This is a genomic window from Sporosarcina koreensis (genome assembly GCF_001531445.1).
Lineage (GTDB): Bacteria > Bacillota > Bacilli > Bacillales_A > Planococcaceae > Sporosarcina > Sporosarcina koreensis_C.
Genome location: NZ_LQYA01000198.1, coordinates 59,814 through 74,217 on the forward strand (window position 1 = coordinate 59,814; position 14,404 = coordinate 74,217).

At 39.8% G+C, this 14,404-nt stretch carries 16 protein-coding genes; 10 read left to right on the forward strand and 6 right to left on the reverse strand.

Annotated features, from left to right (window positions below; all coding sequences use genetic code 11):
• Nucleotides 1–219: 219 nt before the first annotated feature.
• The gene (locus AWV70_RS18180; RefSeq protein WP_060209952.1) at nucleotides 220–783 is read right to left on the reverse strand and encodes a TetR/AcrR family transcriptional regulator; all 564 of its coding nucleotides are present in this window, start codon (nucleotides 781–783) and stop codon (nucleotides 220–222) included.
• A 165-nt stretch (nucleotides 784–948) separates the two neighbouring features.
• Between AWV70_RS18180 and AWV70_RS18185 the strand changes: the two genes are divergently transcribed.
• Nucleotides 949–1,542: a carboxymuconolactone decarboxylase family protein gene (locus AWV70_RS18185; RefSeq protein WP_060209953.1), complete on the forward strand. Its 594-nt coding sequence runs from the start codon at nucleotides 949–951 to the stop codon at nucleotides 1,540–1,542.
• A gap of 128 nt (nucleotides 1,543–1,670) precedes the next feature.
• Here AWV70_RS18185 and AWV70_RS18190 read toward each other — a convergent pair whose 3' ends face one another.
• Nucleotides 1,671–2,210: a hydrolase gene (locus AWV70_RS18190; protein ID WP_060209954.1), complete on the reverse strand. Its 540-nt coding sequence runs from the start codon at nucleotides 2,208–2,210 to the stop codon at nucleotides 1,671–1,673.
• Between the two features lie 162 nt (nucleotides 2,211–2,372).
• Nucleotides 2,373–3,170 (reverse strand): hypothetical protein, encoded by a 798-nt coding sequence (locus AWV70_RS18195; protein WP_060209955.1) that lies wholly within the window; start codon nucleotides 3,168–3,170, stop codon nucleotides 2,373–2,375.
• 672 nt (nucleotides 3,171–3,842) lie between these two features.
• Between AWV70_RS18195 and AWV70_RS18200 the strand changes: the two genes are divergently transcribed.
• Both AWV70_RS18200 and AWV70_RS18205 read left to right on the forward strand, forming a co-directional pair.
• Entirely contained in the window at nucleotides 3,843–4,886 is a 1,044-nt protein-coding gene (locus AWV70_RS18200) for a flavin-containing monooxygenase (RefSeq protein WP_060210048.1), read from the forward strand.
• 153 nt (nucleotides 4,887–5,039) lie between these two features.
• On the forward strand, nucleotides 5,040–5,753 hold the full coding sequence (locus tag AWV70_RS18205) for a ZIP family metal transporter (protein ID WP_060209956.1): 714 nt from the start codon (nucleotides 5,040–5,042) through the stop codon (nucleotides 5,751–5,753).
• A gap of 69 nt (nucleotides 5,754–5,822) precedes the next feature.
• Here the strand turns inward: AWV70_RS18205 and AWV70_RS18210 are convergent, their stop codons facing one another.
• Nucleotides 5,823–6,089: a YqhV family protein gene (locus tag AWV70_RS18210; protein ID WP_153010046.1), complete on the reverse strand. Its 267-nt coding sequence runs from the start codon at nucleotides 6,087–6,089 to the stop codon at nucleotides 5,823–5,825.
• Nucleotides 6,090–6,324: 235 nt separating this feature from the next.
• Here AWV70_RS18210 and AWV70_RS18215 point away from each other — a divergent pair, with 235 nt between their 5' ends.
• Nucleotides 6,325–6,963, forward strand: a complete 639-nt coding sequence (locus tag AWV70_RS18215; RefSeq protein ID WP_060209957.1) for a TetR/AcrR family transcriptional regulator — start codon at nucleotides 6,325–6,327, stop codon at nucleotides 6,961–6,963.
• A 102-nt stretch (nucleotides 6,964–7,065) separates the two neighbouring features.
• Nucleotides 7,066–7,815 carry a GTP pyrophosphokinase gene (locus tag AWV70_RS18220; protein ID WP_060209958.1) on the forward strand — a complete coding sequence of 250 codons (750 nt, stop codon included), beginning with the start codon at nucleotides 7,066–7,068 and terminating at the stop codon, nucleotides 7,813–7,815.
• 139 nt (nucleotides 7,816–7,954) lie between these two features.
• On the opposite strand, the gene AWV70_RS18225 is transcribed toward AWV70_RS18220, so the two are convergent.
• Complete coding sequence (locus AWV70_RS18225) at nucleotides 7,955–8,593, reverse strand: 2OG-Fe(II) oxygenase (RefSeq protein WP_235588740.1); 639 nt, start codon at nucleotides 8,591–8,593, stop codon at nucleotides 7,955–7,957.
• Between the two features lie 294 nt (nucleotides 8,594–8,887).
• On the opposite strand from AWV70_RS18225, the gene AWV70_RS18230 reads away from it, so the two are divergent.
• The 3 genes from AWV70_RS18230 to AWV70_RS18240 all read left to right on the forward strand — a co-directional run bounded on the left by AWV70_RS18230 (nucleotide 8,888) and on the right by AWV70_RS18240 (nucleotide 11,349).
• Entirely contained in the window at nucleotides 8,888–9,457 is a 570-nt protein-coding gene (locus tag AWV70_RS18230; protein WP_060209960.1) for a helix-turn-helix domain-containing protein, read from the forward strand.
• A 207-nt stretch (nucleotides 9,458–9,664) separates the two neighbouring features.
• Complete coding sequence (locus AWV70_RS18235; RefSeq protein ID WP_060209961.1) at nucleotides 9,665–10,885, forward strand: CynX/NimT family MFS transporter; 1,221 nt, start codon at nucleotides 9,665–9,667, stop codon at nucleotides 10,883–10,885.
• Between the two features lie 20 nt (nucleotides 10,886–10,905).
• The gene (locus AWV70_RS18240) at nucleotides 10,906–11,349 is read left to right on the forward strand and encodes a universal stress protein (RefSeq protein ID WP_235588741.1); all 444 of its coding nucleotides are present in this window, start codon (nucleotides 10,906–10,908) and stop codon (nucleotides 11,347–11,349) included.
• A gap of 194 nt (nucleotides 11,350–11,543) precedes the next feature.
• Here the strand turns inward: AWV70_RS18240 and resA are convergent, their stop codons facing one another.
• The gene (gene resA / locus AWV70_RS18245) at nucleotides 11,544–12,080 is read right to left on the reverse strand and encodes a thiol-disulfide oxidoreductase ResA (RefSeq protein WP_060209963.1); all 537 of its coding nucleotides are present in this window, start codon (nucleotides 12,078–12,080) and stop codon (nucleotides 11,544–11,546) included.
• A 204-nt stretch (nucleotides 12,081–12,284) separates the two neighbouring features.
• On the opposite strand from resA, the gene AWV70_RS18250 reads away from it, so the two are divergent.
• On the forward strand, nucleotides 12,285–13,646 hold the full coding sequence (locus AWV70_RS18250) for a sensor histidine kinase (protein ID WP_060209964.1): 1,362 nt from the start codon (nucleotides 12,285–12,287) through the stop codon (nucleotides 13,644–13,646).
• Nucleotides 13,647–13,666: 20 nt separating this feature from the next.
• The gene (locus AWV70_RS18255) at nucleotides 13,667–14,344 is read left to right on the forward strand and encodes a response regulator transcription factor (RefSeq protein ID WP_060209965.1); all 678 of its coding nucleotides are present in this window, start codon (nucleotides 13,667–13,669) and stop codon (nucleotides 14,342–14,344) included.
• Nucleotides 14,345–14,404: the final 60 nt, after the last annotated feature.

The following is a 14,404-nucleotide window of genomic DNA, read 5'->3' on the forward strand; positions in this document are numbered from 1 at the left end:
CGCATGTTTTCCGTCGGCAGTTTTTGATACCATCCGATGGCTGCCTGACATTTGTCAATGTAGATTGATTTGCCTTTACCGATTCTTGATCACCGAGATGCAGCCGTCCGTTTCCAGGATGACGGCCTCCGCTTCTTCGAGCCTCTGACTGTGCCGCTTGCAGAAACATCAGGATGTACAAGTATCCGTGAAATAATTAATTAATTCGGTACTTGGCACTTAGTGCTTAAGTTGGCTAATGGAGCCCATGAGAAAAGGTAGTATTGCTTCAAGGAATGCTTCGCGCGAGATTGGTTTGTTTTCACCAATCCAAGAGCAGGTAGCACTATGAATGGACATAACAAGCATCGTTGCGATTATTTTATTTTCCTCCATCTTATTTAGCGGGGACAGCGAACTAATAATACCGATTAATTGATCTTTAATAGTATTTTCTGTTAAGAGGAGCACAGCTTGGTAATTGCGCCCGAACGTTGCTTTAAGTTCTTCAATTAATTTATCGAAAGAATCGATTAGTAAACGAAAGGTTTTTTCGTTGAGATCCGTTCGATCTTTAATTTTTTCGAATCCTTTGTTTCCCATCATTTCGTGTAATATCTTTTCAAGCAGTACGTATTTGTCAGAAAAGTGGCGGTAAAATGTAGCTCGATTGATGGTCGCGCGTACCGTAATGTCTTTTACGGTGACCGATTCAATGTCTTTTTCATTAATTAATTCAAGATAAGCATCGATAATTAGATTTCTTGTTCGCACAATTCGCGGGTCCTCTTGTAGATGCTCCATTTGATGATCACTCCTTATTTAGACAGTTGATTGGAAGTGTTGCTTACACAACATTTTAGACTTTTTAATGATTGTAAACCTTATTATTTCTTATTACACTAAGTATAAACAACATGTGTTGCTTAAACAATAACTGTTTTATTGAATGAAAAAGGAGCAGAACAAATGGAGCAAGTTCTTTATAAGAAAAAATTTACAGTGAAAGAGTTTTATAACGCACTTTACAAAGGAATTTGGACGTTTAAGTTTTTAAAGAAAAGTAAAAAAAGTGGGCAACTGTCTGAGCAATTTGTGAAAAGGATTATGCTCGCTGTTACTGAAGTGAATGGCTGTGAAGTGTGTTCTTATGCACATACGAAGACGGCTTTAGAAATGGGTATGGAAGAAAAGGAAATACAACAGCTGCTAACTGGAGTGATGAATGATATCCCTGCTGATGAAATAAAGGCAATTCTATTTGCGCAACATTATGCTGATACGAAAGGAGACCCGACGAAGGAATCATGGGATGATTTTTTTAGCGTTTACGGAGAGCAAACAGCGTTGGGTATACTAGGTGCAATCCGAATGATTATGCTTGGGAATAGTTATGGAATTGCGCTAAGTGCGTATAAAAGCCGAATGAAAGGTGTGCCGATTAAAAAGTCGAGTTTATTTTATGAGATAAGAATGCTTTTAAGTTTGATTCCGTTGTTTCCGGCAGCCATCATACATGTGATTATTTTAAGACTTTTAAAGAGACCTGTTATTGAGTTTTAGTAATCAAAGTTTGTACCGTTTAGTACCAGGTATCGAAACAATTCACAATTAAATGGGTGCCTGGTACTTGAATGTAAATATTGCTGATGTACCAGGCACCCGTAAAGATGCCTGGAACCAATTATGTGCTACTTTATAATTTTCAAGATTTGTTTAAACTCTTTCGCATTTGCTGATTCCAACAATTCATAAATGGCCATTTCCACGCTTGTTCCGAGAATGCCAAGGGCCTTCATCTTCTCTAGTCCAAGTTGTTTATTTGCCAACGTGCGGGAAGATACGGCATCTTCAACGACTTGTACGTCAAAGTCAGAGTCTTTTAGATCGGCAGCTGTTTGGTAGACACATATATGCGTTTCGATGCCTGCAATGAGGATTTTCTGCCTCTGTGTCGCCCGCAGCGCATTCATAAACTCCTCAGTTTTACAGGCGCTAAACGTCATTTTAGGAATAGGTGCAAGTCCATCCAATTGTTCAGCCACTTTTTCCACAGTAGGTCCTAAACCATCTGGATACTGTTCGAGCCAAATAATCGGCACATCCAAAATCCGCAAACAGCTGATCAGCTTCCTCAAATTTTCGATTAACGCCTCACTGTCATGTACAATTTTAGCCAATTTCCCTTGAACGTCTACTAGTACAAATACCGTTTGCTCTTTTGTAAACATATGAAATTCCAGCCCCCTTAGCAAGTAAGTATAATTGTTTGATTGTTCTCTATTCAATCATACCATGTTTCACCATTATTATCGGTCTAATCCATAGCCTCAGGGTTAGTACTAGGTACGGGAAAGAATTAGAAGTAACCGGGTGCCTGGTCTGAAAAATTCTTACGGACAATAAAACCTTTCCACCGGCTTATCAAACAGCATGAAAATGTCCTTGAAATACGCCTCATCAACCAACTTGTCCAACACTCCCTTGAAATAGCCCGGCAAATTACGGATTGCCTTCTTCTTCGTTGCCATAACTGTAATCGTCAATGCACGATACGCAAGGTCCTCAAATATATCGCGATCATCTTTATAGATGTCGTACTTCAACATGCGTCCTGATATAGCTCTATGAATTCCGTAGAATTCACGGGATAGTTTTGTGTCTCCAATTGTCTTGGCAAACAAGTCTTTCATCCGACTGAATAGACTTGTGGATAACTTTGGCGATTCCGTAGGAGACGTGTAGTTAAGAACTTTAGATTTTAATAGAGATTTAGAAAGAGGAGCTTCGTCTGCTGGAAGTTGCTCGTTTTCCTCGTCCTCATGCGGTTTATCCTCATCATCCCGGCCGTTCATTTTCCCCTGGTCATCGTAAGGTAAAATGATATAAATGTTGGCGCCAAGCCCGCTCATGACTGGTCGGATGAAATGAATTTTCTCGATGATTCCCAAGTTGACGAGTTTGCGGATCGCACGTCTCACCGTCACGTTGGATTTCCCAATTGCTGCTTCGATTGTTCCGTGTTTCAGGTGTGCTGCGCCGTATTTGACTGAGTAGCGTCGGATGACGTCGAGCACTTGACGATCAGACTTTGTCATTTCATCCCAGTGGGCCAGCACATGCTGCTCAGCTGCAGCGTCCATTTCTTCGATCGTGTTGAGTCGTGCGTATTCTTTCAAGTAGTGTGTCATTGATAATTCCCCCTTTGCCCTCTATATAGAGGGGAGGGGTCAAAAAGGATACTTTACAAAGTGGGAAAATGAAAACGGTTCTAAATACCTAGAAAGACATTTGGAGCTTTTCCCAGTTTCCTTCGTCTGTACTCTGCCAAATTTAGATGGCAGCCGGGGTGGAACTGGTTTGCCTTTAGAATAGAAGGGGAGAAATCAGATGAAGAGAAAAATCATGATAGCGCTTGGCACATTGCTGCTCGCATGCAGCTTGCCGGTGTCGGACTTAGCTGCAGAGAAGTAGCTGTTCACCGATGTGCCGCCGACGAAGCATTTTGCGCAGGCGGTGCAAAGACTTGCAGAGCGGAATATTCAAGTTCGTGCTAATAGATCTGTAATGCCGGATCATTGAGTTGAGGTATCGGATAGAAGAGGTACAATTTTGAGTTGTAAATAGGGTTCCTTTTACACTATGAACAGGCATCTAGGAATTGGATGTCTGTCTTTTTGCGTTCATCTGAACAGTTGTCCTATCATGATTTGCGGCTGTTCCGCAATCAAAACTATTCACGCGCCAACTACGAGCCGTTTTTCATTTTATTGATTACTTGTTACAATTAGCAAAAGTGTATATAGTTGTAAATCTTTAGCTTCTTTGTTTGAGGAAATCTATTTAATGGGGGAGAGAGCATGCTGCATGGGACCATTGTTATTGGCGCAGGTCAAGCTGGACTTGCGATGGGATTTTATTTAAAGCAAAGGAATGAGCACTTCTTAATTTTAGATAAAGGGCTGGAACTGGGGGAAGTATGGAAAGAAAGATATGACTCCTTACAATTGTTTACACCTAGGTTGTATAGTTCACTGCCGGGTCTGTCCTTAAATGGAAAGCAGCATGGGTTTCCTACAAAAGATGAAATCGCCGATTACTTGAAAAGTTATGCAGAAGCGTTTGATCTGCCGGTAGAACTGAATACTGAGGTTCTGTCCGTGACAAGAAATGATGGGGGTTTTTGTGTAGAGACAACAAAGGGGAAATATTTAACAAGGAACGTTGTGGTTGCGACAGGTCCTTTTCAAACGAAGCGGATTCCCATATTTTCGAGTTCTCTCAGTGAAAATGTCTTACAGTTGCATTCTTCTGAGTATAAGAATCCTAATCAACTTCAACAAGGAAATGTCCTAGTTGTTGGAGGGGGCAATAGTGGTGCCCAAATAGCGGTTGAGTTGTCGAAAGAAAGAGAAACGTATTTGGCTGTAAGTCAAAAGCCAAGATATTTTCCATTAACGATTGGTGGAATGAGTGTCTTTTGGTGGTTAGATAAATTGGGAATATTAAATGTAAGAAACACATCGAGCATTGGGGAATTGATACAGAAAAAGGGGGATCCACTATTTGGAAGTGAATTGAAAAATGCCATTAGAAACGAATCGGTTAGGGTAAAGGCAAGGGTCGTAAATGGCAAGAACAATCAAATCATATTCGACGATGCGACTATCCTGGAAGTGAATAATATTATTTGGGCAACCGGATTCCAACAAGAGTTTGAATGGCTAAAAGTGGATGGTGTTTTTGATCAGCAGAAAGAGATTATTCACAAAAGGGGGATTAGCCCAGTAGATGGCCTCTACTTTTTAGGATTACCATGGCAATCTCGAAGGGGATCTTCTTTACTTCAGGGTGTAGGTGACGATGCAAAACATATCGTTGAACATATGAAAACGACAACTACCTAATGAAGATGTTCTGCATGGAGCATTATCAGCATAATCATTTTGTGAAACAACGAGAAATAACAACGTAGACTCAAATTGAATATATCCTGTGTCCAGCATAATTTAAGATCTACACCCATATAAAATAAAGACAAAATAATAAAGGATGGTTTATTGGCTCCTGTTTGGTTTATCGGTTTTTTATCCACTTTTGCTGGAATTGGCGCAGGCGGTTTGCTTGTATGGGTCATAAAAGGTTTAAAAAGGAGTATCGGTACGATCTATGGGCTATGTACGGGCTTAATCTTAGGGTTAATCAGTTTTGAATTAGTACCGGAAGCCTTGCAACTAGGTAATTGGAAGTTTGTTTTCGTTGGATTTTTAACTGGGATTATGTTATTTAAGCTTCTACATATCGTCGTCCGTAAAAACGCTGTAACTACAAATGAACTCCATAATAGAAAGTTAGGATTTTTTTTGGCTCTAATGATCTCTATCCACAATCTTCCCATGGGAATTGTTCTAGGGACCGGCGGCGCATCAGAATTGAGTATAGCTCTTTTGCAGACGTTACTATTGCACAATATTCCAGAAGGTATGATCCTGTTTGCCCCATTGTTTATCGCAGGATTCAGTGCTTCCCTGCTATTCTCAATCTCGATTATTGTTGCTGTGCCTGTTGGATTTGGTGCTTTCATTGGCGAATTCATCGGTATGCAAAATCCATTATTATGGGCGTTCTTAATGAGTTCGACTGTCGGCATTATTTACATGGTTGCCATAACGGAAATCCTAGCTGAATCAACCAGGCGATCATCAAATATGTATAGCTTTCTACTTGCATTCATTGGTTTTTGTCTGATGGGGGCATACTCGATTTTTTATTAAGTTCGCTGTAACTGCCAATGGCGGTGCAGGGAGAAGGTTTGTCTCCTGCACGGGCATCGGCCATTCTATTTAGTCGGATTTCAAGCTAATGAGGATGAGCGTGATTCCGGCAAAGAGGCAGACCATTCGTGTGAGGGAAATTTTTTCAGTTAGACCGAATAATGCAACCCCTGTCGTGATGATCAATACACTAGGTCCTACGAGAGCTAATAGTGTGTTAATGTAAAAGGCTTTTTCTAAATCATTAAACTTATACATAAAGATGGCAGCGGTGATGTCCACGCTCCCGGAAAAAATCCGCAACAAGATAATTAGTAACAATGCTTTTTCAATCAATCACAGTGCCTCTTTCCCTTCCATGTTCATCCATTAGATTTTGTTTTGCAACAGGGCTTTTCCTACTATATGTAAGTCGGCTCGTGTTCATTATGGAAAGTTCATTTTCTTTAGGGAGTCTGTTCGTTTTATGACACGGTGTCATCATTATGATTGACTAGTGACACAGTGTCACATATAATAAGTGTATCGATAGAAGTGACACGTCGTCACTTTTGGACTGGAGGAATCGAGCATGCCAAAACAAACATTTTTCCATTTACCTAAAGAGAAACAGGGCACGATCATTCAAGCTGCTAAAAGTGAATTTTCTCGAGTAGCATTACACGAAGCGTCAATCGCCAATATCATTAAAGAAGCGGACATTCCAAGAGGGAGCTTTTATCAATATTTTGATGATAAAGAGGATCTTTATTATTATCTGTTACACCAAATAGCGGATGAAAATAATGATCGGTTTATTGCTTTCTTGCAAGAGAAAAATGGGGATATATTTGAAACGTTGCTTGATTTATTTCAATATATGATTCAAAATCACGGGAACGAAGAACATAAAAGTTTCGTTAAAAATGCATTTTTAAATATGAATTATAAAATGGAAAATATATTAGCGAATGATATTTACCAGGAGAATAAGAGAAGTCAGTATATTAAGATGATCAGTTTGATAAATACCACAAATTTGAATGTGAAAGATGAACAAGAACTTCATCATATCTTTAAGATCATCATGGCTGTCACTTTTCAAAACCTTATTCAAGCGTTCGTAATGGACTTGACGGAAGAAGAGGCTGTAACCAGTTATAATGAGCAAATGGAATTGTTAAAAAGAGGAGTAGGTAAGAAAGAGAACAGTGCTAATGAGTTCTCGTAAAACAGTGAAAAAAGAGAGCCGCCATTTAAACAACATCATTAAAAAACTGCAACAACAAGGCATAGATGCGCAGATATGCAAACGGCCTAAACGATCAACTACATGAACAGAAGGGGCATTACAGCATTGGAAAATACAACTTTTGAAGACCTGGAACAATTGAAGACGACTAAGAATGAGTTAACTAGGTTTATGATGACATATAAATTCGCAATCGATGAAGTGAATACAAAATTAAACATACTGAAAGAAGAGTTTCAATATATTCATGACTATAACCCAATTGAACATAGCATCTCGAGGGTAAAATCACCGGAGAGCATACTGAAGAAGGCATATAGAAAAAATTGCGGGCTGTCATTAGCGGCGATTAAAGAAAACATTCAAGATATCGCAGGAATCCGGATTACTTGTTCTTTCATTTCCGATATTTATAAAGTGAGTGAAATGATTACGAAACAAAGAGATATAACCGTGATCGAGCGCAAGGACTATATTCAGAATCCGAAGCCTAATGGGTATCAAAGCCTTCACCTTATTATTAAGATTCCTGTATTTATGTCGGATCGCGTCGAGCATACATTTGTGGAAATCCAGATTAGAACGATAGCAATGGACTTTTGGGCAAGTTTAGAACACAAGATTTACTATAAGTTCAATAAAGAAGTTCCCGAGAGGATAACGAGGGAATTAAAGGAGGCCGCTGTCTCTGCCACAGAGTTGGACAAGAAAATGGAAAGGCTTCATGAAGAAGTGAAGGTGATTAAAAATATGGAGAATGAAGAACAGCAGCATGTATCGGATTCTCCGATGAATGGAGAAATTAGACAGCTCATTGGGTTACTAAAGTAGTTCCAAGGCTGGCGTCGTTCTACAAAAAATAATCCATCCTTCAGTGAGATGGATTATTTTTATCAAACGAGCAAATCCCGCTTGTGGGGGCCTGCTAATACGTTTCTACAGACTACCTTATGCATAAGGCAGTCTTTTTTTACCTGACTTTTTGTTTTCGCATCCATTGCGTGGCGACCCACTTTTCGCCGGTGATCACTGGCGCTCCACCATGTAACGTTAAATCGTTTAGCGTTTGATCGTTGTAGAAGTACTCGAAGTAGACGGCCATCCCTTTTTTGGGGGATACTGAAAAATTCAGTTGAGGGAAGAATGTTTCTCCACCTTCTTCCACATCATTTAAGTACATAACGAGCGTACTAATTCTATTATTGTTCACTACTTTATTCGTTGATGAAAAGAAATCATGATGAGCCTTATACTGCTGACCAGGAGTATACCGAAGGATCTGAAGACCTTCTCCGTGTGCAATCGGTATATTCATAATCGTTGAGATTCGTGTTTCGACTCTCGCAACAATATCGTTTTCGCTTTCTTCAATAAACATGCTACTACTTGTTCTCAGCTCATTTTCTTCGCGTGTCGTTCCAATTTTAGAGCGTTTCATTTTGTCCGTGGACAAGTTGATCAGTTCATTGCACTCTTCGGCACTTAACACATTTCCTAAAACCACTACGAGGGGTTCCTCTAGTCTAGCGACTATGTCAATCTCTCTGTCTGTAATGATTTTACTTCCTACATGATTAAATATCGTTTGCTCTTTATTATCCGTTATCAACTTCCAACACCTCATAAGCTCTCTAATTTTCAAAACAAATACGTTTTTGGGTAATGAGATTGCGTGTTTTAACGGTCTTTTTGTAGGGTTCCACTTCCTTTTGGAATTAAATTCAATTTATTTTATCACGTCGTTTTATATCTCGTAAAATTTTAACGAAGATTTTTTGGCAACACGGCTGCCAACTTCTGATGTGCAACAGTTGCATGTTGATTGAAAATGACTGCTGGAGGTACATGTTATAGTATAAATACAACTACCTTAATTTATAGGGCATTGCAGAGGAGGCTTACTATGAACCGTGAAACCGAAGATTCGAAACAAGTCGTTTTACAAGTTGGGGCGGTGGTAAAAAAACTTCGTAAAGAGAAGCAGTTAAGTTTAGAAGATCTGTCGGAACTGTCCGGCGTTAGCAAGTTAACACTTGGAAATATTGAACGTGGAGAGACGAATCCGACAATCGCGTTGCTGTGGAAAATCTCAAGAAGCTTGAATATACCGTTCATGGCATTATTCTCGAAAGAAAATAGTGTGGATTTATCTAGGGCAGGGAAGGGCCTAAGAATCTCTGGCGATAATAAAGACTGGGTTATTGAGCCGATATTTCAACATACAAGCGGTGCAATGGAAACGTATCGAGCCTACTTGCAACCGAATAGTTCCTATCATCCTGAAAATCATCACCGCGATACGACGGAAATCGCTACCGTCATGACAGGCACTATTTCCATTAAGGTCAATGAGGAAACATACATATTACATCAATATGATTCAATCAGTTTCCCTGCAGATGGTAGTCATTCATATGAAAATAATTCCGAAGAAGTTGTTGTGCTTCATATACTATTGAAATATGGAGTGTAAATACTTTCATGAAAGTAAGTCCTTTATCAATGCGAAACTTGATATTGGGCTTTTTTATTTTGAAATAGTGGACGTGACACTCATTATATATTATAGTTTATATTGTTGTCGTGAAAGTATAGTATACTATATTATATTTCACTCTAGCTGATAGTAAAGATAGAAATACTACTTTACACATTTGGACGAGTAGTGAGGAGGAAAATAATGAGCGGTCAAGATATACATTCAAAAGCAATCGTCCGTAAACAGGCGGTTTGGTTACTTATCGTTGGGATTGTGTTCATTGCAGCCAACTTACGGGCGCCTTTAACTTCGGTAGGACCTTTAGTCAGTTTCATTAGAGATAATCTTCATATTTCCAATACAATGGCAGGTATGATTACCACATTGCCATTATTAGCTTTTGCGCTTTTTTCACCACTTGTGCCTAAGTTGGCACGGAAATTTGGGATGGAAACCGTCATTTTCATCTCCATCATATTTCTTTTGATTGGAATTACGTTGCGTTCATTGTCAGGAATAATTGTATTGTACATTGGGACGGCTATTCTTGGACTAGCGATTGCCGTATCCAATGTGTTATTACCGAGTCTTATAAAAAGGGAGTTCCCCGAACGGATCGGTTTAATGACGGGTGTCTATTCCATTTCCATGAATCTGATGGGTGCCATCGCTTCTGGCATCAGTGTCCCGATTGCAATCGGGGCAGGTTATGGATGGCAGGGCGCTCTTGGAATATGGGGAGTGCTTAGTTTCATTTCTATTTTATTTTGGCTACCGCAAATGAAGCGCAATAAGGAAAAAGCATCTGTCTCCCCTCATCAAACCGATGACAGACATGTGAATCTATGGCGCTCCAGCTTGGCTTGGCAAGTGACATTGTTTATGGGACTGCAATCCATGGTATTTTATGTCCTAATTGCATGGTTGCCTGCAATTTTAGTGGAACAAGGAATCAGTTCCGACCAATCGGGCTGGTTGCTTTCCATCATGCAGTTAGCGTTGCTGCCATTTACATTCATCGTGCCAATTGTGGCAGGGCGCATGTCCAGTCAACGTCCGTTAGTCATCGTAACGGCGGCTTTGTTGTTAACTGGAACACTTGGATTGTTATATGGAAATACGAATGTAATTTTGCTATGGATTATCGTTTTGGGAATAGGAGGAGGCTTCGCATTCAGTCTATCGATGATGTTCTTCGGATTGCGTACAGCCAACGCCAGGCAGGCTGCCGATTTGTCCGGTATGGCTCAATCAATCGGCTATTTGCTTGCGGCTTCGGGTCCTACGCTTTTCGGCTATTTGCATGATGTTACAAATAGTTGGACGATTCCGCTATGGATTTTAGTTGTTGCCTCCGTACTAATTTTAGTATTTGGTTTAGGGGCGGGAAGAGAGCGCACTGTCTGTTCGGCCAATCAGTAATATAATTGAATGGAGTGATCATGTTGTTTCATAAAATTCTTGTCGCAATAGATAAGTCGGAACTGAACAGCAAAATAGTAGAAGCCACTTTAGACATAGCCCGGAACAAAGATGCACATATAACTTTAGTGAATGTGATTAAGGAAAATGTAACGATGGGTTTACCATATGTTCCGAAGGATTATTTGGAAAGTGTGCTGGAAAAGGTGGAAGAGGAAAGCAATAAACTAGTAGAGAAGGTGCAATCCGAACTGTTGACTGTACTTACAAAGGGGACTTCTATAGAAACGGTTCACCTGAAAGGGGATCCTGCCCATCAAATTTTGGATTATGCAAAAGATCATGGGCAGGAATTGATTATTATTGGCAGCAGAGGGCTTAGTGGAGTGAAGGGAGTCATGCTTGGAAGTGTTAGCCATAAAGTGTCACAGTTGTCATCATGCCCTGTATTGATTGTTCATTGATCAGTTGAGCAAGGACTCATTCGTTGCCACTAACAAAAAATATCATCCGCTTTTTTACCCTTTATCTAAGTATGGAGTTTCGATTTTGACTTTGTTTTCAGCTTGTATCGTTCATCATAAGTAAAGACAGAGCTTTCTTGTCCAATGTGAAATTCAAACGACTTGAAGTGCCTGTCTTTGCATTTATGATTTGCTCACCTAGGCTTAATCTCTTCCATATATCCTTTAATATCACTTTCCGACATTTCCCCTGTAATGATTCTGACAATCTTACCTTCCGGGTTGATAAGGAAAGTGGTAGGCAATGGTTTAACATTATATGTTTGCATAACGGTTTTCGTCTTATCAATTAATGTAGGAAAAATCATTCCATATTGTTCTGCAAATGTACGCACTTTAAAATCGGATTCAGCAATATTGACCGCCAATATTTGTACTCCTTGATCCTTATATACTTCATATTGCCGCCCCATGGCAGGCATTTCCTTTTTACAAGGAGCACACCAACTCCCCCAGAAGTTTAAAAAGACCCCTTGTCCTTTATACTCTGATAGCTGATGTTCATTTCCATCTAAATCGATAAGCGCGAAGTCCGGTGCATCATCTCCGACCTTTAATACATCATACTTCTCTTTTGCAAAACCAGTGTATATTGTAAAGATAGTGGCTGCTGCCAGAAGGGATAAAGTAATGACCCTGAAAATAAAGCGATTCCTCTTTTTGTTGCTCAATGATACATGCTCCTTTCGTGTCTACCATGGTTCGTATATTGAAATGCCTCTATAGTAATTATTATACTAAAGAGATTTGGATAAAGTGTGCAGACACAAAGAAGTCATCATTTCCTATGAACGAATGGATTATCCCTTTGTCTGCATACCTTTTTGATAATTATTTTCTATACTATTTGCATAAGGAGAGGAGAACGAACTGTATTGAATAAAATTTCGAAAAAGCTGGCTGCATATTTTATCATTTCTTTCCTTGTCCTTGAAACAGTTCTTATGATGTATTTGCACCAAAATATTGTTCATACAAGAGTGGATGAAGAATATTCTCGTCTGTTAGCAACGGGCTCCAATCACCGAAACGTCTTAATCGATCATTATTCTGATGAGACGATTACCCACATTGTTTTAATGGAAGCCGAAGGAGACAGGGGAGTTATCATTACCGACAAGAACGGGGAGATCATTCGAAGTTCGGATGGAAAGCTGGAAGATCTCCTTCCGTCACAATCCTTCTTACAAGACCCATTGGTTCAAGATGATCGGATCATAGAGCAAGAATGGGAAGATTCGCCCTATATCATAAGTGCTCATCCATACAAGATTGACGAGAAGTATTCGGGGTATGTGTTGATGTTTCAAAGCACCGAACCATTGGAACAGCTAGTGCGCAAGCTGAATCTTCACTTCGGCTTAGCGGGTGGAGCAATTATTGTCATCCTGTTTATCATCTATTCGATTTTGTCCAAATTTCTTACTCGGCCGCTGATTCGAATGAAAGAAGCGACAGAGAAATTAAGCGAGGGAAAATTCGACGTTAGCCTTCCGGCAGGAGGTAATGATGAGCTTGGTGAATTATCGATTGCGATTCGGAAATTGGCCAATGATTTGGAAAGGATGAAAAAGGAGCGAAATGAGTTTCTTGCATCGATCTCCCATGAATTAAGCACTCCGCTAACCTACTTGATTGGTTATTTGAAAGTGGCTATGAGACCTGATTTGACTGAAGAAGAGAGAAATCATTATTTACTGATTATAGCGGAAGAATCGAATCGAATGAAAGATTTAATGAAAAACTTAATGGATTTAGCAAAAATGGATGAATTGACATTTCTAGTTTCAAAGTCGGATTTTTCTGCGCAAAAATTTGCTGAAGATATTTATCGACTTGTCCAACCTTCTTTTGTTTTGAAGAACGTACATCTGGATTTGATAGCTAACAAGGATTTTCAGATTTATGCAGATCCGGTGAGACTGGAACAGGTTGTACTGAATCTCTTGGATAATGCGTTAAAGTATTCAAATGAAAATACCACTGTTACGTTTAGAATTTCCAAAGAACAAAATCGAACGGTCATTACGGTTGCGGATGAAGGAATCGGAATCCCGGAAGAGCAAATCGATATGATTTTCGAGAAACTTTTCAGAGTTGAAAAATCCCGTTCGAGAACGTTTGGAGGATCAGGCCTTGGACTCGCTATTGTGAAGGAATTAGTGGAAGCACATGGCGGATCGATCGAAGTGAAAAGTGAGTTGGGCAAAGGGAGCAAATTTACAATCAGGATGTAATTCGGTAAGGAGTTGAACAAATGCAAACGATTTTGCTTATAGATGACGAACAAAGAATGCTTGATTTATTGGGGTTATTTTTGGAACCCCATGGATTCAACTGTATAAAAGCACTTACCGGAAAGAAAGGACTGGAAATTGTAAAGGACGAAAAGGTTGATCTTGTTTTATTGGATGTAATGATGCCTGATCTGGATGGTTGGGAAGTGTGCAAGAACATACGGCAACTGTCGACCATTCCGGTAATTATGCTCACTGCAAGGACAGATAAAGCAGACATCGTGAAAGGCCTTGAATTCGGGGCGGATGATTATATCACGAAGCCTTTTGATGAGAGGGAGCTTGTGGCGAGAGTGAATGCATTACTCCGCCGCGTTTCAAGCGAAGTCACTGAAAACAGCAATACAGTGTACGGAGATTTCACCTTGAACCGGGATTCTTATTCATTACATTACAAAAACATGGAAGTGCAGCTGACGTTAAAGGAATTTTATATTATTGAGGCGTTAATCACTCACCCGAAAAGGACATTTACACGTGAACAGCTTTTACGTACAGCGTGGGACTATAACACATTCACGGATATTAGGACGGTGGATTCGCATATCCGGAATTTAAGGGAGAAACTAAGAGTTGCAGGTTTCCCAATTAATGACTTCCTATTAACGGTGTGGGGAATCGGATATAAGTGGAACTGATGCGTGATTATTGGCCAGAGAGATAAATTGCTGAAGAAATTATAGGAGGAGTGATCCTCG